Here is a 24,732-nt window from a genome sequence, read left to right as displayed (position 1 = left end):
AGGGGAAAACGTTCCTCACCCCAGCCCTCTCGGGTAAAAACATTGATGAAGGTTAACACTATGAAAGCATTACATTTTGGCGCAGGTAATATCGGTCGTGGTTTTATCGGTAAACTGCTGGCAGACGCGGGCATTACGCTGACATTCGCCGATGTGAATCAGGTCGTCCTGGATGCCCTGAATGCGCGTCATAGCTATCAGGTCCATGTGGTCGGTGAAAACGAGCAGGTTGAGACAGTATCTGGCGTCAACGCGGTCAGCAGCATCGGTGAAGATGTTATCGACCTTATCGCCAGCGTCGATCTGGTCACCACTGCCGTAGGTCCAGTTGTGCTTGAGCGCATCGCTCCTGCGGTCGCGAAAGGCCTGGCAAAACGTAAAGCGCAGGGCATCGACACCCCGCTGAACATCATCGCCTGTGAAAACATGGTGCGCGGCACCACGCAGCTGAAAGGCCACGTTCTTAACGCTGTAGCAGACGAAGATAAAGCCTGGGTTGAAGCGCACGTCGGCTTTGTGGATTCCGCTGTGGATCGCATCGTTCCGCCGTCCGAATCCGCCACCCACGATCCGCTGGAAGTGACCGTGGAAACCTTCAGCGAGTGGATCGTTGATAAAACCCAGTTTAAAGGCGCCCTGCCGACTATTCCGGGAATGGAATTAACCGATAACCTGATGGCATTTGTCGAACGCAAACTCTTCACGCTGAACACCGGGCATGCTATAACCGCGTACCTCGGAAAATTGGCCGGTCATCAGACCATTCGTGACGCGATCCTCGATGAGAAGATCCGCGCGGTGGTAAAAGGGGCAATGGAAGAGAGCGGCGCGGTGCTGATCAAACGCTACGGTTTTGATGCTGAGAAACACGCAGCATACATCCAGAAAATCCTCGGTCGCTTTGAAAACCCGTATCTGAAAGATGACGTTGAGCGCGTGGGCCGTCAGCCTCTGCGCAAACTGAGCGCGGGCGATCGCCTGATTAAGCCGCTGCTGGGCACGCTGGAATACGGCCTGCCGCACGCCAACCTGGTGAAAGGGATTGCCGCCGCAATGCACTACCGCAGCGAACAGGACCCGCAGGCGCAGGAACTGGCTCAGCTGATTGATACCCAGGGCGCGCAGGCTGCGCTGGCGCAGATTTCCGGTCTGGACGCCAACAGCGACGTGGTTGTGGAGGCGGTTAACGCATACAACGCAACCAAATGATGCACAGTGAGGCGCAGGTTAGCCTGCGCCCGGATAACAGATTGTCAGATATGCAGGCAATAATGGAACAAACCCAGGCCTTTGAAAATCGTGTGCTTGAGCGTCTGAATGTTGGCAAAACCGTACGAAGTTTCCTGATTGCCGCCGTCGAGCTGTTAACCGAGGCGGTGAATATCCTGGTGCTTCAGGTGTTTCGCAAAGACGACTACGCGGTAAAATATGCTGTAGAACCGTTACTGGACGGAGACGGACCGCTGGGCGATTTATCCGTGCGTCTGAAGCTGATTTATGGTCTTGGCGTGCTGAACCGACAAGAGTATGAAGATGCGGAGCTGCTAATGGCGCTGCGCGAAGAACTCAATCATGACGGTAACGAGTACACCTTTACCGACGATGAAATCCTGGGGCCGTTCGGCGAGCTGCACTGCGTCACCGCGCTTCCTCCGGCACCGCAGTTTGATAACAGCGACCCTGAGCTCTACGCGATGCAAAAGCTGCGTTATCAACAGGTTGTCCGTTCCACGATGGTTCTCTCACTGACTGAGCTGATTTCCCGAATCAGCTTAAAAAAAGCGTTTCAGAAGTAAGCCTGCTCACATTGGTGTATCCTTCCCTGTAAATTCCCCGTTTTCAGAGTTATTTGTCATGAAAGAAGTCGAAAAGAACGAAATTAAACGCCTGAGCGACCGCCTGGATCTCATCCGCCACCAGATGGCGGGCCTGTCACTGGTCGAGTCCGCCGAGAAGTACGCCGAGCTTGAAAAAGAGACCGCGAAGCTGGAAGCGGAGATCGAGCGCCTGCGCGAGGTCAAAGGCCAGAAGCTGAGCAAAGAAGCGCAGAAGCTGATGAACATGCCGCACCGCCGTGCGATCACCAAAAAAGAGCAGGCCGACATGGGCAAGCTGAAGAAAAGCGTCCGTGGTCTGGTAGTGGTACACCCGATGACCGAGCTTGGCCGCGAAATGGGCCTGAAAGAGATGACGGGTTTTTGTAAGACCGCGTTCTGATACTTATCCCCCTCACCCTAACCCTCTCCCCAAAGGGGCGAGGGGACTGTACGGTGCGGTTTTCTCCCTCTCCCCGTGGGAGAGGGTCGGGGTGAGGGCATCAGGCCCCACCCCCGCCTCAAATTGGCCCAACCAATCCCCCTTTTCTTTCTCCCCTGGTTCACAATTCCATTATTTCCGCTCACAAAACCATTGCTAGCTCATAACATCTGGTTAACCATTCATTGTCATTAACCCTACAACACAACATTGGCAGGACCACTTTTACACAGACTGTGATGCAGAGATGAGCGGAGACTCACCCGCAGCGCAGGCTGTCTGGTCCCCAGGAGACCTGCATGAGCCTCTGGCAACAAAACTACGACCCGGCCGGCAATATCTGGCTGTCGAGCCTGATCGCATCGCTTCCGATCCTGTTCTTCTTCTTTGCGCTGATTAAGCTCAAGCTGAAGGGCTACCTTGCCGCGACGTACACCGTCGCCATCGCCCTGCTGGTGGCGCTGTTCTTCTACAAAATGCCGGTCGATCGCGCGCTGGCCTCCGTCGTCTACGGTTTCTTCTACGGCCTGTGGCCGATTGCGTGGATCATCATCGCGGCGGTCTTTGTCTATAAAATCTCGGTGAAAACCGGACAGTTCGACATTATCCGCTCGTCGATTCTCTCCATTACGCCGGACCAGCGCCTGCAGATGCTGATTGTCGGCTTCTCCTTTGGGGCGTTTCTGGAAGGCGCGGCAGGCTTTGGCGCACCGGTGGCGATCACCGCCGCGCTGCTGGTGGGCCTGGGCTTTAACCCGCTGTATGCCGCAGGCCTGTGCCTGATTGTGAACACCGCACCGGTGGCGTTTGGTGCGATGGGTATTCCGATTCTGGTTGCGGGCCAGGTGACCGGCCTGGACAGCTTTGAGATTGGCCAGATGGTGGGTCGCCAGCTGCCGTTCCTGACCATTATCGTCCTGTTCTGGATCATGGCGATTATGGACGGCTGGCGCGGCGTGAAGGAGACCTGGCCTGCGGTGATGGTGGCGGGCGGTTCGTTCGCGATTGCCCAGTACCTCAGCTCGAACTTCCTTGGCCCAGAACTGCCAGACATCATCTCTTCACTGGTCTCGCTGGTCTGTCTGACGCTGTTCCTGAAACGCTGGCAGCCGGTCCGTATTTTCCGCTTCGCCGACATGGGTGCCTCGCAGGTCGATCAAACCCTGGCCCGCACCGGTTATACCGCAGGACAGGTGATTCGCGCCTGGTCGCCGTTCCTGTTCCTGACCGCCACGGTTACGCTGTGGAGTATCCCGCCGTTTAAAGCCCTGTTCGCCCCGGGCGGCGCGCTGTACGACATGGTGATTAACGTTTCGGTGCCGTTCCTCGACAAGATGGTCGCCCGTATGCCGCCGGTGGTGCACGCCGCCACGCCGTATGCCGCGGTCTATAAATTCGACTGGTTCTCCGCTACCGGGACCGCCATCCTGTTTGCCGCTATCCTTTCCGTGGTATGGCTGCGCATGAAGCCTGCGGCCGCGGTGCAGACCTTTGCGGCGACCGTTAAAGAGCTGATGCTGCCGATCTACTCCATCGGCATGGTGCTGGCGTTCGCGTTTATCTCGAACTACTCCGGCCTGTCATCGACGCTGGCACTGGCGCTGGCGCATACCAGCCACGCCTTCACCTTCTTCTCGCCGTTCCTCGGCTGGCTGGGGGTGTTCCTGACCGGTTCCGATACCTCGTCGAACGCCCTGTTTGCCGCGCTGCAGGCAACGGCAGCCCAGCAGATTGGCGTATCGGACGTCCTGCTGGTGGCCGCGAATACCACAGGCGGCGTGACCGGGAAAATGATCTCGCCACAATCCATCGCCATTGCCTGTGCGGCGGTGGGACTGGTTGGTAAAGAGTCGGACCTGTTCCGCTTTACCGTGAAACACAGCCTGATATTCACCTGCATGGTCGGGGTGATCACCACCCTGCAGGCCTATGTCTTAACCTGGATGATCCCATGATAGTGATGCCCAGACGCCTGTCCGACGAGATTGCCTCTCGCGTGCGGGCGCTGATTGAAGAACAACAGCTGGAAGCGGGCATGAAGTTGCCCGCCGAACGCCAGCTCGCCGCCCAGCTTGGCGTGTCGCGCAATTCACTGCGTGAGGCGCTGGCGACGCTGGTCAGTGAAGGGGTACTGGTGAGCCGTCGCGGCGGCGGCACCTTTGTGCGCTGGCAGCATGACGACTGGTCCGAGCAAAACATCGTTCAGCCGCTGAAGACGCTGATGGAGAACGATCCGGACTACAGCTTCGACATCCTCGAAGCGCGTCACGCCATCGAAACCAGTACCGCCTGGCACGCTGCCATGCGGGCAACCGACGCCGACAAAGAGAAACTCATCGCCTGCTTTGAGGCCACGCAAAGCAGCGATCCGGATATCGCCTCCCAGGCGGACGTGCGTTTTCACCTGGCGATTGCCGAGGCGTCGCACAACGTGGTGCTGCTCCAGACCATGCGCGGGTTCTTCGACCTGCTGCAATCCTCCGTGAAGCAGAGCCGCCAGCGCATGTATCTGGTTCCGCCGGTGTTTGCCCAACTGACCGAACAACACGAGGCGGTGCTCAACGCCATTCTGGCCGGTGATGCCGAGGCCGCGCGCAAAGCGATGATGGCGCATCTCGGTTTCGTGCACACCACCATTAAACGATTCGATGAAGACCAGGCCCGACAGGCGCGTATTACCCGTCTGCCTGGCGAAAGTGATATTTCCAGGGAGAACAAAGCATGATTATTTCAGCAGCCAGTGACTATCGCGCCGCGGCGCAGCGCATTTTGCCGCCGTTCCTGTTCCACTACATCGACGGCGGGGCGTATGCCGAATACACCCTGCGACGCAACGTGGAAGATCTGTCGGAGGTGGCTCTGCGCCAGCGCGTGCTGAAGAATATGTCTGACCTGAGCCTTGAGACAAAACTGTTTAACGAAACGCTTTCCATGCCGGTCGCGCTCGCACCTGTCGGTTTATGCGGCATGTACGCCCGTCGCGGTGAAGTGCAGGCCGCCGCCGCCGCAGATGCTAAAGGCATTCCGTTTACCCTCTCTACCGTCTCGGTTTGTCCGATTGAAGAGGTCGCCCCGACCATCAAGCGCCCTATGTGGTTCCAGCTGTACGTCCTGCGCGATCGCGGCTTTATGCGTAACGCGCTCGAGCGCGCCAAAGCGGCGGGCTGCTCCACGCTGGTCTTTACCGTCGATATGCCGACCCCCGGCGCACGCTATCGTGATGCCCACTCCGGCATGAGCGGCCCGAATGCTGCGCTCCGTCGTTACTGGCAGGCCGTGACCCACCCCCAGTGGGCGTGGGATGTCGGCCTGAACGGTCGGCCTCACGATCTCGGGAATATCTCGGCTTACCTCGGTAAACCGACCGGGCTGGAGGATTACATCGGCTGGCTGGCGAACAACTTCGATCCGTCGATCTCGTGGAAAGACCTGGAGTGGATCCGCGAGTTCTGGGACGGCCCGATGGTGATCAAGGGGATCCTCGACCCGGAAGATGCCCGCGATGCGGTACGCTTTGGCGCAGACGGGATTGTGGTCTCTAACCACGGCGGACGCCAGCTTGACGGAGTACTCTCTTCCGCACGCGCCCTGCCGGCCATTGCCGATGCGGTGAAAGGCGATATCGCCATCCTGGCCGACAGCGGCATCCGCAACGGGCTGGACGTGGTGCGCATGATTGCGCTGGGCGCCGACAGCGTGCTGCTGGGACGCGCGTATCTGTACGCCCTGGCGACGGCCGGCCAGGCAGGCGTGGCGAATCTGCTTAACCTGATCGAAAAAGAGATGAAGGTGGCGATGACGCTGACCGGTGCGAAAACGATTAGCGAAATCAGTAAGGATTCCCTGGTGCAGGAGTTAAGCAAATTACCGGCAGCGCTGGCTCCCCTTGCTCAGGGAAACGCGGCCTGACCTTCTCCGGTTACTCCCCCCTTTCTCATGCGCCCGAAGTCCCCCTCGGGCGCTTTTTTATGCCAAAAATAACATCCAGATAACATATTGGATAAGAAAATTTGACATCCACCTGCCGCACGCAATTGTATAGACAAGCAAATACAAGAACACAAAAACAACATCAGATCGGAGTGGAGCGTATGGCGTATTCAGGTAAGGTGGATATTCAGCAGGTGATCGACGACAGTCGCTTTTCAGGGTTTCACTGGCTGCTCATTGTGCTGGGCTTTCTGGTTCTGGCGATCGATGGCTTTGATACGGCAGCGATGGGTTACATCGCGCCTACGCTGTCGGCAGAATGGGGGATACACAAACAGGATCTGGGGCCGGTGCTGAGCGCAGCGCTGCTGGGGCTGTCGTTGGGCGCGCTGATCGCCGGTCCGGTATCGGACCGGATGGGGCGCAAGCGGGTGCTGGTCTTTTCGTGTCTGTTCTTCGGCCTGGCAAGCCTGGGCACGGCCTGGGCGCAAAGCCTCAATACCCTGACGCTGTGGCGCTTTCTGACGGGCCTGGGGCTAGGTGCCGCCATGCCGAACGCCATTACGCTGATCTCAGAGTTCGCCCCCCAGCGCTGTCGCGCCATGGCGATTAATACCATGTACTGCGGCTTCCCTCTGGGTGCGGCGGGCGGCGGCGCGATCTCTTCCTGGCTTATCCCCCACCACGGCTGGCGAAGCGTGCTGTTGACCGGCGCAATTGCTCCGCTGATTTTAACGCTGCTGCTGGCGTTGCTGTTGCCGGAGTCGGTGAAGTTTCTGGTGCAGCGCGGGAAAGACGTCATGCAGGTCCGCCGCATTGCCAGCCGGTTCGCCCGCGGCACGCTGGAGAGCGTCACGGGCTTTTTCCTGGCCGAGGAGAAAATCGCGTCTAAAAAAGGGAGCGTGTCGCAGCTGTTTTCCATGCCCTGGCTGCCCGGCACCCTGATGCTGTGGGTGACCTATTTTATGGGGCTGGTCATCTACTACGTCCTGCTGAGCTGGATGCCGACGCTGATGCAGGGGATGGGTTATGCGCTGGCGGAATCCGCCTGGCTCACCTCGCTGTTCACATTCGGCGGCACCGCCGGCATTCTGCTTGCTGGCTGGATGATGGACCGCTGGGAAGCGCACAGGGTGGTTGCGTGTGGTTTCGTGCTGACGATGGGCCTTATTCTTTTGCTCGGCATTGAGCATAACCATATCGCCCTGTTTGGCGGGTTGATTTTCCTGATGGGGATCGCGATGAACGGCGCGCAGTCGGGCATGCAGACTCTGGCCGCCACCTTTTACCCCACCGAGTGCCGCGCGACGGGCATCGCCTGGATGCAGGGGATCGGCCGCTTTGGCGGCGTGGCGGGTACCATGACCAGCGCCCAGCTTCTTTCGATGCAGTGGCAGGCAGACAGTATTTTAATGATCCTCAGCGTGCCCGCTCTGGTGGCCGCTGCGGCAACCGTCTACAAAATGCTGTACAGCCGCTCGCAGGAACCCGGCGTCGCGTAGTTCCTCTCTTTTCTGCTATTCTGCCCCCGCAATTAAGGGGGCAGCATGCTTAACATCGTTTTATTCGAACCAGAAATTCCGCCGAACACCGGCAATATCATCCGCCTGTGTGCCAACACCGGTTTTCGTCTGCACATCATTGAGCCGATGGGCTTTACGTGGGACGACAAACGTCTGCGTCGCGCAGGGCTGGATTATCATGAATTTACCGCCGTCGTTCGCCACCACGATTACGCCGCGTTTCTGGAAGCCGAGCAGCCGCAGCGCATGTTCGCCCTGACCACCAAAGGCACGCCAGCACACAGCGCCGTGAGCTATCAGGCAGGTGACTATCTGATGTTTGGCCCGGAAACCCGCGGCCTGCCGGCCACGATCCTGGATGCCCTGCCCGCCGAGCAGAAAATCCGTATTCCGATGATGCCGGACAGCCGCAGCATGAACCTGTCGAACGCGGTGTCGGTCGTGGTGTATGAAGCCTGGCGCCAGCTGGGTTACCCGGGCGCCATTCTCAGAAGTTAAATGCCGTCACCATACTCGAAGGTATGGTGAATGCCGTTGAAGTGCTGATCCATGTCCATGGACGGCTTATCGCTGTCTGGTTTACCGACGATGCGCGCCGGTACGCCAGCGGCGGTGGTATGCGGTGGCACAGGCTGGAGCACCACGGAGCCTGCGCCGATCTTCGCGCCGCGCCCGACTTCGATATTGCCGAGGATCTTGGCGCCCGCGCCAATCATCACCCCTTCACGAATTTTTGGATGGCGATCGCCGCTGGTTTTACCGGTACCGCCCAGGGTGACCGACTGCAGGATCGAGACGTCATCTTCAATCACCGCCGTTTCCCCGACGACAATCCCGGTAGCGTGGTCGAGCATGATCCCGCGGCCAATCTTTGCCGCCGGGTGAATATCGACCTGGAAGGTCACGGAAACCTGGTTTTGCAGGAAGATCGCTAGCGCGCGGCGGCCTTCATTCCACAACCAGTGGCCGATGCGGTAAGCCTGCAGGGCGTGGAAGCCTTTCAGGTACAGCAGTGGCGTAGAATATTTATCGACCGCCGGGTCACGCGTGCGCACGGCCTGGATATCGCATGCGGCAGAGGCGATCATTTCCGGGTCTGCGGCGTACGCTTCCTCCACCACCTCACGAATGGCGATAGCAGGCATGATCGAGGACGCCAGCTTGTTGGCAAGCATATAGCTGAGCGCGCTGCCGAGGTTTTCGTGCTTGAGTAGCGTTGCGTGGTAGAAACTGGCCAGCATAGGCTCACAGTCGGCCAGCGCCCGGGCTTCGGCTTTAATATTGTTCCAGACGATATCCAGTTCTTCACACGGCATTGCTTACTCCAGACGATAGTTAATGACCAGCCAGTTCTGCGCTGGCTGGGTCATTCAGATGACAACGGTTCCGACTAGTTACTGCTGCGCTCGTCCTTGCGCGCACGACCTAATAAGGTCAATGCTGCCTCGCGCGCATTTTTTCCGCAATACAATACCTGATAAATTTCCTCGGTTATTGGCATTTCGACACCGAAACGGTGTGCCAACTCGCGGACTTCTTTGGTATTGCGGTAGCCTTCAACCACCTGACCAATCTTCTCCTGCGCGCCTTTTACATCGCTGCCCTGTCCGAGCATCATGCCAAAGCGGCGGTTACGAGACTGGTTGTCGGTACAGGTCAGCACCAGGTCGCCCAGGCCTGCCATCCCCATAAAGGTGGCCGGATCGGCACCCAGCGCTTCGCCCAGGCGGGACATTTCGGTCAGCCCGCGGGTGATCAGCGCCGTACGCGCATTGGCACCAAAACCAATGCCGTCTGACATCCCGGCGCCAATCGCAATCACGTTCTTCACCGCCCCGCCCAGCTGCACGCCGATAAAATCGGGGTTGCTGTAGACGCGGAAGCTCTTGCCGCAGTGCAGCAATTGCTGGAGATCGTCGGAGAAGGCCTGGTCGGTGGAAGCCAGCGAAATCGCCGTCGGCAGGCCAGCGGCCAGCTCTTTGGCAAAGGTCGGGCCGGAGATGACCGCCAGCGGGATCTCATCACCCAGCGCTTCGCGGGCAACGTCCTGCAGCAGGCGTCCGGTTTCGGCCTCCAGTCCTTTTGTCGCCCAGACAATGCGCGCATCCGGGCGCATCAGCGGCTTAATCTGACGCAGTACGTCGCCAAATACATGGCTCGGAACCACAATCAGAATGTTGCGGCTGGCCGCCAGCGCGGTCGCAAGGTCGCTTTCGAGGTGCAGGGAGTCAGGGAACGGAACGTCCGGGAGAAACGCAACGTTGCAACGATCGCGCTGCAGCGTAGCGATATGTTTTGGGTCGTGGCCCCACAGGACCACGTCGTGACCATTTCTTGCCAGGGTAATGGCAAGAGCGGTGCCGTATGAGCCGGCACCGATCACAGTCATTGACGCATTAACAGTGCTCATCAGGCATCCTGATGTTGTTCAGCACCTTCGCCAGCCTGCTGCTGCAGATAGTTCATGAACAGCGCATCAAAGTTAACTGGCGCAAGGTTCAGTTGCGGGAATGTACCGCGAGAAACCAGGCTGGTGATGCATTCACGCGCATACGGGAACAGAATGTTCGGGCAGTACGCACCCAGGCAATGCGCCATCTGGTTGCCTTCGATACCGCCGATAGAGAAGATGCCGCCCTGCTGTACTTCACACAGGAATGCAGTTTCTTCGCCCAGAGACGCGGTAACGGTCACACGCAGCACGACTTCATACACGTCATCTGCCAGTTGGGTAGATGCGGTATCCAGATCAAGTTTAACCTCTGGCTGCCAATCTTTCTGGAAAACGTGTGGCGCATTTGGCGCTTCGAAAGAGACATCCTTGGTGTAGATACGCTGGATCTGGAAAGTCATTTCGGTGTTGTTTTGTTCTGACATGGAAATACCCTTTTTAATTGTCCTAAAGTCTCTTAGCTCAGCAGCGGATCGAGTCCACCACGGGCGTCGAGCGCATACAAGTCATCACAGCCGCCAATGTGCTGCGCATCAATAAAAATCTGTGGAACCGTCGTACGACCACTACGTTGGATCATCTCTTCGCGTTTAATCGCGTCACCGTCGATCGGCAGTTCCTGGAACGTGACGCCTTTGCTGTTCAGCAGCGCTTTCGCACGATGGCAGAACGGGCACGTCGCTTTGGTATAGATCTCAATATGGGCCATGACTGAACTCCTTATTTACCGCGCACCAAAGGAAGATTTTCCCCGCTCCAGCCGGAAATACCTTCTTTCAGCACCGTTACGTTTTCGAAGCCTGCTTTATGAAGCGCGCTGGCAGATTCCTGTGCCTGCATGCCGGTCGCATCCACAACGATAATCGGCTGGGCTTTGTGTTTTTCAAGCTCACCGACGTTGTTCGCTTTGATTTCAGCTGGCAACAGGTTGATTGCGCCCGCAATGTGACCTTTGCGGAAATCGTCACGCTGACGCAGATCGACAACGACGGCATCTTCTTTGTTAATCAGACGCGTCGCTTCACCACGGGTGATAACCTTAATCTTAGACGTCAGGCTCTTAAATGTGGTGAACAGCACAGCAGCCAGCAGGCCAATCCACGCGATGCTCAGAACCGGATGGCGGCTAACGAATTGCATAATTTCTTGCATGGAGGGTAACTACTCCCGACTAAGTGATAAAAAAAACCAGGACAGGAGTATACCTGTGCGTTCTGGCAAATACAGCCAGCGACCCTAACCTAATCCATTTTCTGCGGCATGCCACCTAAAAAAATGCCTCAAAATGGTCTGGTCAGCACCTTGCCCCTGCGCTTTCTTTGATCTTCTGCGGCTATTTGATCGATTCAGCTGTAGTAAAATTACGCAAATTTTGACTCTTGAGCATGAGGTTGTCGCAATGTCGGTTTCTAAAAAACCTATGGTACTGGTGATTCTGGATGGCTATGGCTACCGTGAAGACAGCCAGGATAACGCTATTTTCAACGCCAAAACTCCGGTCATGGATGCCCTGTGGGCAAAACGTCCGCATACGCTGATTGACGCGTCTGGCCTGGAAGTGGGCCTGCCGGACCGCCAGATGGGCAACTCCGAAGTCGGTCACGTTAACCTGGGTGCCGGGCGTATTGTGTATCAGGATCTGACGCGTCTGGATGTTGAAATCAAAGAACGCACCTTCTTCTCCAACCCAACGCTGTCTGGCGCGGTTGATAAAGCCGTTGCCGCTGGCAAGGCCGTTCACATCATGGGCCTGCTCTCTGCAGGCGGCGTTCACAGCCACGAAGATCACATCATGGCGATGGTTGAGCTGGCCGCTGAACGCGGTGCGGAAAAAATCTATCTGCACGCCTTCCTGGACGGTCGCGACACGCCACCACGCAGTGCAGAAGGCTCCCTGAAAGCCTTTGAAGACAAATTCGCCGCGCTGGGCAAAGGCCGCGTGGCGTCTATCATTGGCCGTTACTACGCCATGGACCGCGACAACCGCTGGGATCGCGTTGAACAGGCCTATGACCTGCTGACCCTGGCAAAAGGTGAATTCCAGTTCGCGACCGCCGTTGAGGCCCTGGAAGCGGCTTATGCACGTGATGAAAATGACGAATTCGTGAAAGCATCCGTGATCCGTGCTGAAGGCCAGGCTGATGCCGCGATGGAAGACGGCGATGCGCTGATCTTCATGAACTTCCGCGCAGACCGCGCGCGCGAAATCACCCGTGCGTTCGTCAACAGCGACTTCGACGGTTTTGCCCGCAAGAAAGTGGTGAAACTCGACTTCATCCAGTTGACCGAATACGCGGCAGACATCAAGGCCCCATGCGCGTATCCGCCCGCCTCGCTGGCCAATACTTTCGGCGAGTGGATGGCGAAGAACGACAAAACGCAGCTGCGTATCTCTGAAACCGAGAAGTACGCGCACGTCACCTTCTTCTTTAACGGCGGCGTTGAAGAGCCGTTCAAAGGCGAAGACCGCATTCTGATCAACTCCCCGAAAGTGGCCACCTACGATCTGCAGCCAGAGATGAGCTCGGCAGAATTGACTGAAAAACTGGTTGCGGCCATCAAGAGCGGTAAGTACGACACCATCATCTGTAACTACCCGAACGGTGACATGGTCGGTCATACCGGGGTGATGGAAGCGGCAGTGAAAGCGGTTGAAGCGCTGGACCACTGCGTTGAGCAGGTTGCGAAAGCGGTTGAATCCGTTGGCGGCCAGCTGCTGATCACCGCGGATCACGGTAACGCTGAACAGATGCGCGACCCGGCGACCGGCCAGGCGCACACGGCCCATACCAACCTGCCTGTTCCGCTGATTTATGTGGGTGATAAGTCACTGAAAGCAGTGGAAGGCGGCAAGCTTTCTGACATCGCGCCAACCATGTTGTCGCTGATGGGGATGCCGATCCCTGAAGAGATGACTGGTAAGCCGCTGTTCATCGTGGAATAATCGCTCCCCATGAGGGGAAAGGCGATTTTTTCAATCACATGGGTCGTGAAGCCGCTTAGGTTATCAGTCAGACCTCTGTTTTACGCCAGCGCACTCAGCGCTGGCGTATTGCTGTGCGCCGCATCCGCCCATGCGGATGACCGCGACCAGCTGAAATCTATTCAGGCCGATATCGCCGCCAAAGAGCGTGCGGTGCGCCAGCAGCAGCAGCAGCGCTCCACCCTGCTCGCCCAGCTCAAGCAGCAGGAAGAGGCGATCTCCGCCGCCACGCGTAAACTCCGTGAAACGCAAAACACCCTCGCCCAGTTGAATAAACAGATCGACGAGATGAACGCGTCAATTGCCAAACTGGAGCGCCAGCGCGATGCGCAGGAGCGCAATCTTGCCGCACAGCTTGATGCCGCATTCCGCCAGGGTGAACATACCGGACTCCAGCTGATCCTCAGCGGCGAAGAGAGCCAGCGCGGCCAACGCCTGCAGGCCTACTTTGGCTATCTCAACCAGGCGCGTCAGGAGACGATCGCGCAGCTGAAGCAGACGCGCGAAGAGGTCTCCACGCAAAAAGCCGAGCTGGAAGAGAAGCAGAGCCAGCAGCAGACGCTGCTCTACGATCAGCAGGCCCAGCAGGCGAAGCTGGAGCAGGCTCGCAACGAGCGTAAGAAAACCCTTTCCGGCCTTGAATCCTCCATTCAGGAAGGTCAAAGCCAGCTGAGCGAAATGCGCGCCAACGAATCAAAACTGCGTAACAGCATCGCCCGGGCGGAAGCGGCGGCGAAAGCGCGCGCCGAAAAAGAGGCGCGCGAGGCGCAGGCCGTTCGCGACAAGCAGCAGGAAGCGTCCCGCAAAGGGACCACCTACAAGCCAAGCGAGAGCGAACGTTCCCTGATGTCGCGTACCGGCGGTTTAGGCTCGCCTCGCGGCCAGGCTTTCTGGCCCGTTCGTGGTTCAATTCTGCATCGCTATGGCGAACAGCTGCAGGGTGAGCTACGTTGGAAAGGGATCGTTATCGGTGCGTCTGAAGGTAGCGAAGTGAAAGCCATCGCCGATGGCCGCGTGATTCTGGCCGACTGGCTGCAGGGTTACGGACTGGTGGTGGTGGTCGAACACGGTAAAGGTGATATGAGTCTTTACGGCTACAACCAGAGCGCGCTGGTCAGCGTCGGCACACAGGTGCGCGCCGGCCAACCCATCGCCCTTGTGGGCAGCAGTGGCGGTCAGGGCCGCCCGTCACTCTATTTCGAAATTCGTCGTCAGGGTCAGGCGGTCAATCCACAGCCGTGGTTGGGAAGATAAGTTTTGCTTCAATTTCGTCGAATCGTTTTCTCCGTCGTCAGCGCGCTGGCGCTGGCTGCACCGGTATACGCAGGTAAACTCGCTATCGTGATTGATGACTTCGGTTATCGTCCACACTATGAAAATCAGGTGCTGGCGATGCCGTCGGCCATCTCCGTCGCCGTCCTTCCGAATGCCCCTCACGCACGTGAGATGGCGACCAAAGCCCACAGCAGCGGTCATCAGGTTCTCATCCACCTGCCCATGGCACCGCTCAGCAAGCAGCCGCTGGAAAAAGATACCCTCCGCCCGGATATGAGCAGCGAGGAGATCGAGCGCATCATCCGCGACGCCTACAACAAAGTGCCGTATGCCGTTGGTCTGAACAATCACATGGGCAGCGCGATGACCTCCAGCCTGTACGGGATGCTCAAAGTGATGCAGGCGCTGGAGCGTTATAACCTCTACTTCCTCGACAGCATGACCATCGGCAACAGCCAGGCGATGCGCGCCGCTCAGGGAACGGGCGTAAAGGTGATTAAGCGTAAGGTGTTCCTGGATGATACCCAGAACGAAGCTGATATCCGCATGCAGTTTAATCGCGCGGTACAGCTGGCCCGCCGTAATGGCTCGGCCATTGCCATCGGTCACCCGCACCCGTCTACCGTTCGCGTCCTGCAGCAAATGCTGCCGACCTTGCCTTCCGATATCACGCTTGTACGTCCGAGCGATCTGCTGAACGAGCCGCAGGTGGATACCTCCACACCGAATTCTGCGCAGCCCGTCCCTACAGCGCCGCGTAATCCGTTCCGCGGCGTGAAGCGCTGTGTACCGAAGCAGCCGCTTGAACCGGTCTACGCGACCCGCTTCTTCTCTGTTATCGGAGACAGCATCAGCAACAGCACGCTGGTGAAATACGTCCAGCAGCAGTGGCAGGGATGGGGTAAGAAAGCCTGACGATAAAAAAGCCACCGTCATGGTGGCTTTTTTATCACTTCAGTTCGAAAGAACCGTCGAGGATCTGGCTATACAACGTCGGCTGGCCGTTGTCTGTAGTTTGGTATTGTTCTTTGTGCGAGAGCTTATAAATGCCCACGGGATCATTATTTAGCATCGCCATGGTCGTCAAATCAGGTTTCGCTGAGATGAACTGGCGAATCAGAAAGCGATTATTCCCGGTGACCGGCTGTTGATCCATGATCTGACGAAACTGCGGATAGCACTCGCGCGCATATAAGAAACTGTAATCAATCAGGAAGTATTCAATCAGGATATCGTGGTGTTGCCAGTAGCGATACAGAATATCCCGAACCGTCTTTACCAGTGAGCATCCCTTTTGGGCTGCAAGAAAATAGGCCGTCCAGTAACCCTGGCTCAATGCGTTTTCAGGTGAATCAAAACGTAGTGATGAGAAGGTGTTCTCAAAAAATGTTTCCGGCACCGGCTTCGTCATGAACACCGTGGCGTCCATCCAGATCCCGCCATATTGATACAGCAGAGAACAGCGAACAATATCAGAGTATTGCGCCTTACTAATCAGCCCCGCCTGGTATTTCGTTTTGATGTGTTTAGGGAGAGTAAGGTAGTCAGGGATATTCTCATCCGTCAGGATAATGACCTGCGCATCCGGCGTGTTTGCTTGAACAGATGCAATGCATCGTTTCACCAACTCAGGCGCGCTATCGAGCCCCTGGAACCAGCAGATCCAGATGACGCGTGATTGTTCCGATTCAGTTAGTTGCGCAGCGTCAGGCTGAACATGCAGATCATCAATAACGCTAAAAATTGTCTCTTTTTTCTTCCGCTCAAAATGGCTGGCCGCACGCTGAAAAAGAGAAAAACCCGTTTTTTTGTGCCAGCGTCGGGTTTTCTTGATGAGCTTATTCGTTGCATTGAGATTCATCATTTCACCTTAATAAATTCAGAATAGCTCTTTTAGCGTACGGCGAAGCAGTTTCATTTTTAACTTAGCGTCTTTTTTACGCCCTCGTAATAAACAATTCATACGAGTCGATTTAAACCCACGAAAAGACATGAGCTGGAACAAGTTATTACTGCGAGTAACTTCAGACATGTACTGTCGATATTTAAAATAGAGCTTACGGTACGCATTGTATTTTTTAACTTGCGACGTAATCCGATCGCTCCCGTGTTCAGCATCCACCATCGCAGTACTGAAACTGTACTTGATACCTGGACCATATTTCAGAATTAATTTAATCCAGACGTCGCGATCTTGCTGTTGTTTAATTTCAGGAGAAAATCCGCCTACCCCTAATAGTTTTTCTTTAGTGGTCAAGACCTGATTGCCCACCACGTTTTCGCACAAAATATCCTGTAGCGCAATTATCCTTTTATCATCAGTATCCGGATAAGTGCGGTGGGTCTTATCAAGCCGGGCGGGGGTATCCGTCACAAAGGCATACTTATCATCATACCGCTCAGCGAGTTTCGTCAGACGTTCTGGCAGGAAATAATCGTCATCATCCAGCCCCGTCACAAACACGCCGTGCGATAGCACATAACCCCGGTTACGGCTGAAGTTAGAACCGCTGTTCTTTTCGTTACGTTCGTAGATGAAATGCACAAAACGCGCTTCACACTCCGCGCGCATACGCTCGATAAGTTGAGCGGTTTGCTCATTAGAACAATCATCAACAATAACCAATTCTACCGCGGGGTATGTCTGAGCAATAACTGAACGAATTGCGCGCTCCAGCAACGCCTCTCTGTTGTAGGTGGTGATGATTACTGAAATCAGTTCGTTCATGGCATGCTCGTCTGGTAAAAGGTATTTCTCCATCGGGAGAATACCTTTTTCCCGATGGAGAATCAAAACGATTACTTAATGACCTTATGGTGTTTGTTCTGTTCAAGGAAAACAATCGACATTATCAACGTCAGCATCCAGGCTACAGGGGTTGTTTTTGAATAGAACATCACGCCACCTACTCCGAACATAACAATCGAGACCAGGAAAGCGAAAAGAATAATACTTTTACGGATACGTAATGCATACCAGCCAAGCGATATAACAAACAGAATATAGAGAATAACGCCTGAAGGACCTTTTACAGAAAGGGTTTCAACAATTTCATTATGAAGATGACCACGAATGTGATCCAGTGCACCTGACAGGCTTGGATCTTTATTAACTTCATCAATTATCTTTGCGTTTCGCTCATCAGTAGACTGCCATAAATAACTATTTTTAGATGCAGCTAATCCCACCTTCCACATAGCAAAACGAGCCCCAACAGAAGTGGCACTGTTCGCTTTATCATAGGAAGCGATGTCATTATTAAAGTCATTATAACGCTGTGTCAGACTGTCTTTCATCATAAATGCGCCTGCCAGCAAAGCGATCAGAAAAACAGACACCCCCTTCCACGGAATATGCTTGTCCCGGTACAGCTTAAACACCATCAAGCCGAAGAAAATAATCGGATAGGTCAAAATAGCTGCCCGCGTTTCTGTCGCCACCAGTACCAGGAAGGTAATAAAGAAGTGCGCGAGTATAAACAGCTCTTTCCATCGACTTGAACTGTGTTGTAGCACCAGAATCGTATAGAACGAGATAAACGCAATGGTATAGGCAGCTCCTGTTGCATCAGCTCCACCAGCAAGGGAGAGCGTTACCCTTTGGTTTTCAAGAAACAGGTGTTGGTACCCGGCGTAGACAATAATCATCACCTGCAATGCGATAGCCAGCAGCATATGAATCTTATTGCTACCTACTTTGAGCTGATTACGGTTCACAAACACGAAGATGGAAAATGCTCCGAACAGGCAGATTTTCCCGACTTCAAGATAAGCGCGATATGAGTTGATCGCCGCACTATCAACCTTATACATTCGGTACCAGACCAGATCGCAAATCCCGATGATCAACAGGACCAGACAAAGCCAGAATGCATCATTCTTTCTGAAATTTTTAATATCCAACAAGAAAATAACGAATGCGGTAACACCCGCCAGGCCCAAAATTTTGGCAGATAAATTGGGTGAAACAACTACGCAACCAAAAGCGATAGCACACAGTCCAAAGAGTAATTGCAACAACGCACACTGGACCTTATCTCGTTCTACATTAATCATCATTATTCCATTTACTAAGAAGGCAAAGCAGGCTAGCACACTGCTAAATGCAAGTTTATCGCACCAGTGTTAACGAATATTACGCCAGTCATAGGACTTCCCGGTCGTGTCCAGCACGGAAACGTTCTTATTGTAACCGGTAAGCCAGGACTGTACCGACTGGACAGGCTCCCCCTGGCGATGGATCCCAAGCCACAGCTCTGCCAGCGTATTAATATCATCAGCTGACCATACGGTATTGTAATCTCCGGTATATTGCTTACCAGAATCCACCTGATGTCCGTACCAGATAAACACCGGGATATGCAGTGCCTCTCGTGGAGGATTAACGTTACCGTGGGAGTAAGCTACAGCACGTTTCGGATCGCGAATGAGGCCATGATCGGAGAAATACATGACGGATGAGCGCGAGTTTTCCAGAAGGCTAAAGACCTTGCCCATCAACGTATCCGTATATCGCACAGAGTTGTCATAACAGTCATCGGCTTCATTATCACCGTGCAAAACCGCCTGGCTGGCAGGGAAGCGTCGACAGGAAGGTTCGTGACTTCCGTACAAATGCAGAACAATTAATTTCTTGCCCGGCGCTTTAAGCGCATTCTGCAACAGCGGCAAAAGGTCTTCGTCGTAGCCCCCGTCAATCCATTCATGCTGTTTCGTGTTCAGAGCAATGCCGGTAATGACGTTATTATGCGCCCCTCCTTTACCCTGACGACTAAACCAGTACGTATCATATCCCGCTTTATTAGCGATATTGATGACGTTATCGCCATACTTACGCGGATCGCGTGCATTCACAGTATCCGCGGTTAACGCCAGCGGTACCGCCATAATCGTGACCGGTGCAGGCGTAACGGCATTGCGGAACAGTAAGAGCTGCGATTTTTGCTTTTCCAGCTCTGGAGTAGTATCTCGTTGATAACCATAGATACTCATATTTGCCGTACGCTCAGACTCACCAATGATCAGCACATAGTTTTCGATGCCGGTATCGGATAACGTGATTTTATAATCAGGAATATTTTTGCCGATATTGGCCACCACGGCATTATCTTCAATGGCCTGCATAAAGACTTTTGATGTGCTAACAGGCGTCGCCTGAACCACGCGCTGTGCCAGGCTTTCGACGCTGCTTTTCCTGAGTTGATGCTGCAAGGCCTGACCATAAAAAGCCAGCAGCGTGACGGCAAGCGCAACGGCGGGCCAGCGACGAAAACGCGGCGCGACAGGCCATTTGCCGGTATTCGCGGTATAAATGAACAACGCGGACAGGGCGATAAAGATCAGACAATCGCGCCAGTACAAACCGAGCATCGAACTTGCTTCACCCGGTGTCGTATTGAGTACGCTCAGCGCAAAACCATAACTAAACGCAGAATTGAAATTACTCCAGGCGTATAGCTGTAAAGTAATATCTGCTGCAACCGGAATTAATAAAATAATCGCCAGTACATTCCTGATTAATTTATTGTTTATACATTTTAATGTCAGCAATATCAGCGCGAAAACCAACGTACGGTTAATCACCGCATTATATTTAGCATGTATAATATTAACGCCAATGACTATTAGCAGTGAAATAACGACAGTAAAGAAAGCGGTAAATCGCGAAGGTGTCTCAACCAACTTCTGTGAAAACAGTGTGGACATAATGACCTGATTAGCCTGGCAATATCTTTCCTGACGAAATCATTTTGATTGCAAGAATGAACGTGCGGAGAAGACAGAATGGATGAAATTTCGCCAGAAGTTAACAAGTAACTTCTGGAAAGTCAAACCGCTAAGAAAGAGCGCTGGCACCCGTAAAAGCGATGCCAGCAGACAGGTTACTCCCAGCTCAGGATCACCTTCCCTGACTGGCCGGAACGCATCGCGTCGAAGCCCTGCTGGAACTCATCGATGGAGAAACGGTGAGTAATAATTGGGGACAGATCCAGACCGGACTGAATCAGCGCCGCCATCTTGTACCAGGTCTCGAACATCTCGCGGCCATAGATGCCCTTGATGAACAGCCCTTTGAAGATGACTTTATTCCAGTCGATAGACATATCTGACGGCGGAATACCCAGCATCGCGATACGGCCGCCGTGGTTCATGGTGTCGAGCATGGTGCGGAACGCCGGCGGCGCGCCGGACATCTCCAGACCCACGTCAAAGCCCTCGGTCATGCCCAGCTCTTCCATCACGTCGGTCAGGCTCTCTTTCGAGACATCCACCGCGCGGGTGACCCCCATTTTGCGCGCCAGAGACAGACGGTATTCGTTCACGTCGGTGATCACAACGTTGCGCGCACCCACGTGCTTCGCCACGGCTGCCGCCATAATGCCGATTGGGCCCGCGCCGGAGACCAGCACGTCTTCACCGACCAGGTCGAAGGAGAGCGCGGTGTGTACCGCGTTGCCGAACGGGTCGAAGATGGAGGCCAGATCGTCAGAAATATTGTCCGGGATTTTGAAGGCGTTAAAGGCCGGGATCACCAGGTATTCCGCGAAGCAGCCCGGACGGTTCACGCCCACGCCGATGGTATTACGGCACAGGTGCGTACGTCCGCCGCGGCAGTTACGGCAGTGACCACAGGTAATATGGCCTTCACCGGAGACGCGGTCGCCAATTTTAAAACCTTTTACTTCCTGGCCGATGCCCACCACTTCGCCGACATATTCGTGACCGACAACCATCGGTACCGGAATGGTTTTCTGCGACCACTGGTCCCAGTTGTAGATGTGAACGTCAGTACCGCAGATAGCCGTTTTACGAATTTTGATCAGCAGATCGTTATGACCGACTTCCGGTTCCGGCACGTCGGTCATCCAAATCCCTTCTTCCGCTTTCAGTTTGGATAACGCTTTCATCACACGTCCTCAGGCAATGACGCCCAGCTGTTTGCCGATGCGGGTAAAGGCTTCCACCGCACGTTCAATTTGTTCAGGCGTATGCGCCGCAGACATCTGGGTGCGGATACGCGCCTGACCTTTTGGCACCACCGGGAAGAAGAACCCGGTGACGTAAATACCTTCTTTCTGCAGTTCGCGGGCAAATTGCTGCGCGACGACCGCATCACCCAGCATCACCGGAATGATCGCGTGGTCAGCACCGGCCAGGGTGAAACCTGCGGCGCTCATTTTTTCACGGAACAGACGGGCGTTGGACCACAGACGGTCGCGCAGCTCAGCGCCAGACTCCACCATCTCCAGCACTTTGATGGAGGCGGCAACAATCGCCGGCGCCAGGGAGTTGGAGAACAGATACGGGCGAGAGCGCTGACGCAGCCATTCCACCACCTCTTTGCGCGCGGCGGTATAGCCGCCTGATGCGCCGCCAAGCGCTTTGCCCAGCGTACCGGTGATGATGTCCACGCGGCCCATGACGTCGCAGTATTCGTGGGAACCGCGGCCGTTTTCGCCGACAAAGCCGACCGCGTGAGAGTCATCGACCATCACCAGCGCGTCGTATTTGTCTGCCAGATCGCACACGCCCTTCAGGTTAGCGATCACACCGTCCATGGAGAACACGCCGTCGGTGGCGATCAGCACGTGGCGGGCACCCGCTTCACGAGCCTCTTTCAGGCGTGCTTCCAGCTCAACCATGTCGTTGTTGGCGTAGCGGAAACGCTTCGCTTTACACAGGCGTACGCCGTCGATGATGGAGGCGTGGTTCAGGGCGTCGGAGATAATCGCATCTTCTGCGCCGAGCAGGGTCTCAAACAGACCGCCGTTGGCGTCGAAGCAGGAGGAGTACAGAATCGCGTCTTCCATTCCGAGGAAACTCGCCAGCTTTTGCTCAAGCTGCTTGTGGCTGTCCTGGGTACCGCAGATAAAGCGTACGGAGGCCATGCCGAAACCGTGGGTGTCCATGCCGTTTTTTGCAGCGGCAATCAGCTCAGGATGATTCGCAAGACCTAAGTAGTTGTTCGCACAAAAGTTAATCACATGGCTGCCGTCGGCAACGGTGATGTCCGCCTGCTGGGCAGACGTGATAATACGCTCTTCCTTGAACAACCCTTCCGCACGTGCGGTGTCGAGGTCGCTGTTTAACTGTTTGTAAAAATCACCACGCATTGCAATTCTCCAGACTCGGCAAATTTCGGGACATATTACCCAAACCTATAGTTCATGACGAGATGACACGTCATCTCTTATCGTTTTTGCAGCATAAATCACGCGTACCCCTGCGCTGTGAAGGTGAATGGCTGAAGGGCAGCCATACTAATGATATGATAGAGACATTAGCGTCCGGGATTGTCCCCGGGCTCCACACTTCAAAGGTTACAGTTATGATCATCGTTACCGGCGGCGCAGGCTTTATCGGCAGTAATATTGTTAAGGCTCTCAATGACAAAGGCATCACCGACATCCTGGTGGTTGACAACCTGAAAGATGGCACTAAGTTCGTCAACCTGGTGGATCTGAACATCGCTGACTACATGGATAAAGAAGACTTCCTTATCCAGATTATGGCAGGCGAAGAGTTCGGCGAGATCGAAGCCATCTTCCACGAAGGTGCGTGTTCTTCCACCACCGAGTGGGATGGTAAGTACATGATGGACAACAACTATCAGTACTCTAAAGAGATCCTGCACTACTGCCTGGAGCGTGAGATTCCGTTCCTGTACGCCTCCTCCGCGGCAACCTACGGCGGCCGCACCTCGGACTTCATCGAATCCCGCGAATATGAGCAGCCGCTGAACGTCTACGGTTATTCTAAATTCCTGTTCGACGAGTACGTGCGTCAGGTTCTGCCAGAAGCGAACTCGCAGATCGTTGGTTTCCGCTACTTCAACGTCTACGGACCGCGTGAAGGCCACAAAGGCAGCATGGCAAGCGTGGCGTTCCACCTGAACACCCAACTGAATAACGGTGAAAGTCCAAAACTGTTCGAAGGCAGCGACGGCTTTAAGCGCGACTTCGTTTACGTGGGCGACGTGGCGGCCGTAAACCTGTGGTTCTGGGAAAACGGCGTGTCCGGCATCTTCAACCTCGGTACCGGCCGTGCGGAATCCTTCCAGGCAGTGGCTGACGCCACGCTGGCGTATCACAAAAAAGGCAGCATCGAGTACATTCCGTTCCCGGAAAAACTGAAAGGCCGTTATCAGGCGTTCACGCAGGCCGATCTGACCAACCTGCGCGCCGCAGGCTACGACAAGCCGTTCAAGACCGTTGCCGAAGGCGTAACGGAATATATGGCCTGGCTGAACCGCGACGCGTAAGTATGAGAATTCTGGTGATCGGCCCGTCATGGGTGGGCGACATGATGATGTCGCAAAGTCTCTATCGCACGCTCAAGGCGCGTTATCCCCAGGCGATAATCGACGTGATGGCACCCGCATGGTGCCGTCCGCTGTTATCGCGTATGCCGGAAGTGAATGAAGCCATCCCGATGCCACTCGGCCACGGGGCGCTGGAAATCGGCGAACGCCGCAAGCTCGGTCATAGCCTGCGCGAGAAGCGCTACGATCGCGCGTATGTCCTGCCAAACTCCTTTAAATCCGCCCTGGTGCCCTTCTTTGCGGGCATCCCACATCGCACCGGCTGGCGCGGTGAAATGCGCTACGGTCTGCTGAACGATGCGCGGGTGCTGGATAAAGAAGCCTGGCCGCTGATGGTGGAGCGCTATGTGGCGCTGGCCTATGACAAAGGCGTGATGCGCAGCGCGAAAGATCTGCCGCAGCCGCTGCTCTGGCCACAGCTTCAGGTTAACGACGGTGAAAAATCCCAGACCTGCAGCACGTTTGGTCTTTCGTCTGAACGCCCGATGATTGGCTTCTGCCCAGGCGCCGAGTTCGGCCCGGCAAAACGCTGGCCGCACTATCACTATGCGGAGCTGGCGAAACAGCTGATTGACGAAGGCTACCAGATTGTCCTGTTCGGTTCGGCAAAAGATCACGAGGCTGGCAACGAAATTCTCGCCACGCTGAGCAACGAGCAGCAGGCCTGGTGCCGCAATCTGGCAGGAGAAACGCAGCTTGAACAGGCTGTTATCCTGCTTGCCGCCTGTAAAGCGGTGGTCACTAACGACTCTGGCCTGATGCACGTCGCCGCTGCGCTCAACCGCCCACTGGTGGCGCTGTATGGCCCAAGTAGCCCGGACTTCACGCCCCCGCTTTCTCATAAAGCGCGCGTCATCCGCCTGATCACCGGCTACCACAAAGTGCGCAAAGGTGATGCCGCAGAAGGCTACCATCAGAGCCTGATCGACATTACGCCAGCGCGCGTTCTCGAAGAGCTTAACGAGCTGCTGTTGAGCGAAGAAGGATAACG

General features: G+C 55.3%; 24 protein-coding genes. 13 read left to right on the top strand and 11 right to left on the bottom strand.

Features of this window, described 5'->3' with window-relative positions; all coding sequences use genetic code 11:
- Nucleotides 1-60: 60 nt before the first annotated feature.
- From mtlD to trmL, 8 genes are all read left to right on the top strand, one after another.
- Nucleotides 61-1,209 (top strand): mannitol-1-phosphate 5-dehydrogenase, encoded by a 1,149-nt coding sequence (mtlD, locus tag OTG14_RS16415; protein WP_483413894.1) that lies wholly within the window; start codon nt 61-63, stop codon nt 1,207-1,209.
- Nucleotides 1,206-1,796, top strand: a complete 591-nt coding sequence (gene mtlR / locus OTG14_RS16410; protein ID WP_267215375.1) for a mannitol operon repressor MtlR — start codon at nt 1,206-1,208, stop codon at nt 1,794-1,796. The genes mtlD and mtlR overlap by 4 nt, the downstream gene beginning before the upstream one ends.
- Nucleotides 1,797-1,854: 58 nt before the next feature.
- Nucleotides 1,855-2,217 carry a YibL family ribosome-associated protein gene (locus tag OTG14_RS16405; RefSeq protein ID WP_021242435.1) on the top strand — a complete coding sequence of 121 codons (363 nt, stop codon included), beginning with the start codon at nt 1,855-1,857 and terminating at the stop codon, nt 2,215-2,217.
- A gap of 338 nt (nt 2,218-2,555) precedes the next feature.
- The gene (lldP, locus tag OTG14_RS16400; RefSeq protein ID WP_039267048.1) at nt 2,556-4,211 is read left to right on the top strand and encodes an L-lactate permease; all 1,656 of its coding nucleotides are present in this window, start codon (nt 2,556-2,558) and stop codon (nt 4,209-4,211) included.
- Nucleotides 4,208-4,981 carry a transcriptional regulator LldR gene (lldR, locus tag OTG14_RS16395; protein WP_024906606.1) on the top strand — a complete coding sequence of 258 codons (774 nt, stop codon included), beginning with the start codon at nt 4,208-4,210 and terminating at the stop codon, nt 4,979-4,981. The genes lldP and lldR overlap by 4 nt, the downstream gene beginning before the upstream one ends.
- Entirely contained in the window at nt 4,978-6,165 is a 1,188-nt protein-coding gene (gene lldD / locus OTG14_RS16390; protein WP_023334042.1) for a quinone-dependent L-lactate dehydrogenase, read from the top strand. The genes lldR and lldD overlap by 4 nt, the downstream gene beginning before the upstream one ends.
- Before the next feature lie 182 nt (nt 6,166-6,347).
- The gene (locus tag OTG14_RS16385; RefSeq protein ID WP_267215374.1) at nt 6,348-7,688 is read left to right on the top strand and encodes an MFS transporter; all 1,341 of its coding nucleotides are present in this window, start codon (nt 6,348-6,350) and stop codon (nt 7,686-7,688) included.
- A 45-nt stretch (nt 7,689-7,733) separates the two neighbouring features.
- On the top strand, nt 7,734-8,207 hold the full coding sequence (gene trmL, locus OTG14_RS16380; protein WP_109845874.1) for a tRNA (uridine(34)/cytosine(34)/5-carboxymethylaminomethyluridine(34)-2'-O)-methyltransferase TrmL: 474 nt from the start codon (nt 7,734-7,736) through the stop codon (nt 8,205-8,207).
- On the opposite strand, the gene cysE is transcribed toward trmL, so the two are convergent.
- The 5 genes from cysE to OTG14_RS16355 all read right to left on the bottom strand — a co-directional run bounded on the left by cysE (nt 8,204) and on the right by OTG14_RS16355 (nt 11,313).
- Entirely contained in the window at nt 8,204-9,025 is an 822-nt protein-coding gene (gene cysE / locus OTG14_RS16375) for a serine O-acetyltransferase (protein WP_008502718.1), read from the bottom strand. The genes trmL and cysE overlap by 4 nt on opposite strands.
- A gap of 74 nt (nt 9,026-9,099) precedes the next feature.
- On the bottom strand, nt 9,100-10,119 hold the full coding sequence (gpsA, locus tag OTG14_RS16370) for an NAD(P)H-dependent glycerol-3-phosphate dehydrogenase (RefSeq protein WP_032650747.1): 1,020 nt from the start codon (nt 10,117-10,119) through the stop codon (nt 9,100-9,102).
- Nucleotides 10,119-10,586, bottom strand: coding sequence for a protein-export chaperone SecB (gene secB / locus OTG14_RS16365; protein WP_003860835.1), 468 nt, complete (start codon nt 10,584-10,586; stop codon nt 10,119-10,121). Before secB ends, gpsA begins: the two co-directional genes overlap by 1 nt.
- Nucleotides 10,587-10,618: 32 nt before the next feature.
- Nucleotides 10,619-10,870: a glutaredoxin 3 gene (gene grxC / locus OTG14_RS16360; protein ID WP_008502715.1), complete on the bottom strand. Its 252-nt coding sequence runs from the start codon at nt 10,868-10,870 to the stop codon at nt 10,619-10,621.
- A gap of 11 nt (nt 10,871-10,881) precedes the next feature.
- Nucleotides 10,882-11,313, bottom strand: coding sequence for a rhodanese-like domain-containing protein (locus OTG14_RS16355; RefSeq protein ID WP_023309913.1), 432 nt, complete (start codon nt 11,311-11,313; stop codon nt 10,882-10,884).
- A gap of 247 nt (nt 11,314-11,560) precedes the next feature.
- Here OTG14_RS16355 and gpmM point away from each other — a divergent pair, with 247 nt between their 5' ends.
- Genes gpmM through OTG14_RS16340 form a run of 3 tightly spaced genes read left to right on the top strand, consistent with a single transcriptional unit; the run spans nt 11,561 to nt 15,334 of the window.
- Nucleotides 11,561-13,105, top strand: a complete 1,545-nt coding sequence (gpmM, locus tag OTG14_RS16350) for a 2,3-bisphosphoglycerate-independent phosphoglycerate mutase (protein WP_090420381.1) — start codon at nt 11,561-11,563, stop codon at nt 13,103-13,105.
- A gap of 33 nt (nt 13,106-13,138) precedes the next feature.
- Nucleotides 13,139-14,398 carry a murein hydrolase activator EnvC gene (gene envC, locus OTG14_RS16345; protein WP_024906610.1) on the top strand — a complete coding sequence of 420 codons (1,260 nt, stop codon included), beginning with the start codon at nt 13,139-13,141 and terminating at the stop codon, nt 14,396-14,398.
- 3 nt (nt 14,399-14,401) lie between these two features.
- Complete coding sequence (locus tag OTG14_RS16340; RefSeq protein ID WP_045907903.1) at nt 14,402-15,334, top strand: divergent polysaccharide deacetylase family protein; 933 nt, start codon at nt 14,402-14,404, stop codon at nt 15,332-15,334.
- A gap of 34 nt (nt 15,335-15,368) precedes the next feature.
- Here the strand turns inward: OTG14_RS16340 and OTG14_RS16335 are convergent, their stop codons facing one another.
- The 6 genes from OTG14_RS16335 to kbl form a co-directional block, all read right to left on the bottom strand.
- The gene (locus OTG14_RS16335; RefSeq protein WP_244319934.1) at nt 15,369-16,283 is read right to left on the bottom strand and encodes a capsular polysaccharide synthesis protein; all 915 of its coding nucleotides are present in this window, start codon (nt 16,281-16,283) and stop codon (nt 15,369-15,371) included.
- 15 nt (nt 16,284-16,298) lie between these two features.
- Nucleotides 16,299-17,147 carry a glycosyltransferase gene (locus OTG14_RS16330; protein WP_267215373.1) on the bottom strand — a complete coding sequence of 283 codons (849 nt, stop codon included), beginning with the start codon at nt 17,145-17,147 and terminating at the stop codon, nt 16,299-16,301.
- Between the two features lie 71 nt (nt 17,148-17,218).
- On the bottom strand, nt 17,219-18,478 hold the full coding sequence (locus OTG14_RS16325; RefSeq protein WP_342453705.1) for an O-antigen ligase family protein: 1,260 nt from the start codon (nt 18,476-18,478) through the stop codon (nt 17,219-17,221).
- 66 nt (nt 18,479-18,544) lie between these two features.
- A complete protein-coding gene (locus OTG14_RS16320; protein ID WP_024906615.1) occupies nt 18,545-20,125 on the bottom strand; it encodes a phosphoethanolamine transferase family protein in 1,581 nt (526 codons plus the stop codon).
- 176 nt (nt 20,126-20,301) lie between these two features.
- Nucleotides 20,302-21,327 carry an L-threonine 3-dehydrogenase gene (gene tdh / locus OTG14_RS16315; RefSeq protein ID WP_024906616.1) on the bottom strand — a complete coding sequence of 342 codons (1,026 nt, stop codon included), beginning with the start codon at nt 21,325-21,327 and terminating at the stop codon, nt 20,302-20,304.
- Nucleotides 21,328-21,336: 9 nt separating this feature from the next.
- Nucleotides 21,337-22,533, bottom strand: coding sequence for a glycine C-acetyltransferase (gene kbl / locus OTG14_RS16310; RefSeq protein WP_024906617.1), 1,197 nt, complete (start codon nt 22,531-22,533; stop codon nt 21,337-21,339).
- A 215-nt stretch (nt 22,534-22,748) separates the two neighbouring features.
- On the opposite strand from kbl, the gene rfaD reads away from it, so the two are divergent.
- Together rfaD and rfaF are read left to right on the top strand one after the other, a co-directional pair.
- On the top strand, nt 22,749-23,681 hold the full coding sequence (gene rfaD, locus OTG14_RS16305) for an ADP-glyceromanno-heptose 6-epimerase (RefSeq protein ID WP_024906618.1): 933 nt from the start codon (nt 22,749-22,751) through the stop codon (nt 23,679-23,681).
- Nucleotides 23,682-23,683: 2 nt separating this feature from the next.
- A complete protein-coding gene (gene rfaF / locus OTG14_RS16300) occupies nt 23,684-24,730 on the top strand; it encodes an ADP-heptose--LPS heptosyltransferase RfaF (protein ID WP_267215372.1) in 1,047 nt (348 codons plus the stop codon).
- Nucleotides 24,731-24,732: the final 2 nt, after the last annotated feature.

Origin of the sequence: Enterobacter pseudoroggenkampii (genome assembly GCF_026420145.1) — a bacterium.
Lineage (GTDB): Bacteria > Pseudomonadota > Gammaproteobacteria > Enterobacterales > Enterobacteriaceae > Enterobacter > Enterobacter pseudoroggenkampii.
The sequence above is the reverse complement of the archived record's forward strand: the minus strand, read 5'-3'. Positions and strand labels throughout refer to the sequence as shown.

Coding starts and splice junctions, on each gene's coding strand:
- mtlD (WP_483413894.1), top strand. CDS start 61: ATGAAAGCATTACATTTTGGCGCAGGTAATATCGGTCGTGGTTTTATC.
- mtlR (WP_267215375.1), top strand. CDS start 1,206: ATGATGCACAGTGAGGCGCAGGTTAGCCTGCGCCCGGATAACAGATTG.
- OTG14_RS16405 (WP_021242435.1), top strand. CDS start 1,855: ATGAAAGAAGTCGAAAAGAACGAAATTAAACGCCTGAGCGACCGCCTG.
- lldP (WP_039267048.1), top strand. CDS start 2,556: ATGAGCCTCTGGCAACAAAACTACGACCCGGCCGGCAATATCTGGCTG.
- lldR (WP_024906606.1), top strand. CDS start 4,208: ATGATAGTGATGCCCAGACGCCTGTCCGACGAGATTGCCTCTCGCGTG.
- lldD (WP_023334042.1), top strand. CDS start 4,978: ATGATTATTTCAGCAGCCAGTGACTATCGCGCCGCGGCGCAGCGCATT.
- OTG14_RS16385 (WP_267215374.1), top strand. CDS start 6,348: ATGGCGTATTCAGGTAAGGTGGATATTCAGCAGGTGATCGACGACAGT.
- trmL (WP_109845874.1), top strand. CDS start 7,734: ATGCTTAACATCGTTTTATTCGAACCAGAAATTCCGCCGAACACCGGC.
- cysE (WP_008502718.1), bottom strand. CDS start 9,025: ATGCCGTGTGAAGAACTGGATATCGTCTGGAACAATATTAAAGCCGAA.
- gpsA (WP_032650747.1), bottom strand. CDS start 10,119: ATGAGCACTGTTAATGCGTCAATGACTGTGATCGGTGCCGGCTCATAC.
- secB (WP_003860835.1), bottom strand. CDS start 10,586: ATGTCAGAACAAAACAACACCGAAATGACTTTCCAGATCCAGCGTATC.
- grxC (WP_008502715.1), bottom strand. CDS start 10,870: ATGGCCCATATTGAGATCTATACCAAAGCGACGTGCCCGTTCTGCCAT.
- OTG14_RS16355 (WP_023309913.1), bottom strand. CDS start 11,313: ATGCAAGAAATTATGCAATTCGTTAGCCGCCATCCGGTTCTGAGCATC.
- gpmM (WP_090420381.1), top strand. CDS start 11,561: ATGTCGGTTTCTAAAAAACCTATGGTACTGGTGATTCTGGATGGCTAT.
- OTG14_RS16335 (WP_244319934.1), bottom strand. CDS start 16,283: ATGATGAATCTCAATGCAACGAATAAGCTCATCAAGAAAACCCGACGC.
- OTG14_RS16330 (WP_267215373.1), bottom strand. CDS start 17,147: ATGAACGAACTGATTTCAGTAATCATCACCACCTACAACAGAGAGGCG.
- OTG14_RS16325 (WP_342453705.1), bottom strand. CDS start 18,478: ATGATGATTAATGTAGAACGAGATAAGGTCCAGTGTGCGTTGTTGCAA.
- OTG14_RS16320 (WP_024906615.1), bottom strand. CDS start 20,125: ATGTCCACACTGTTTTCACAGAAGTTGGTTGAGACACCTTCGCGATTT.
- tdh (WP_024906616.1), bottom strand. CDS start 21,327: ATGAAAGCGTTATCCAAACTGAAAGCGGAAGAAGGGATTTGGATGACC.
- kbl (WP_024906617.1), bottom strand. CDS start 22,533: ATGCGTGGTGATTTTTACAAACAGTTAAACAGCGACCTCGACACCGCA.
- rfaD (WP_024906618.1), top strand. CDS start 22,749: ATGATCATCGTTACCGGCGGCGCAGGCTTTATCGGCAGTAATATTGTT.
- rfaF (WP_267215372.1), top strand. CDS start 23,684: ATGAGAATTCTGGTGATCGGCCCGTCATGGGTGGGCGACATGATGATG.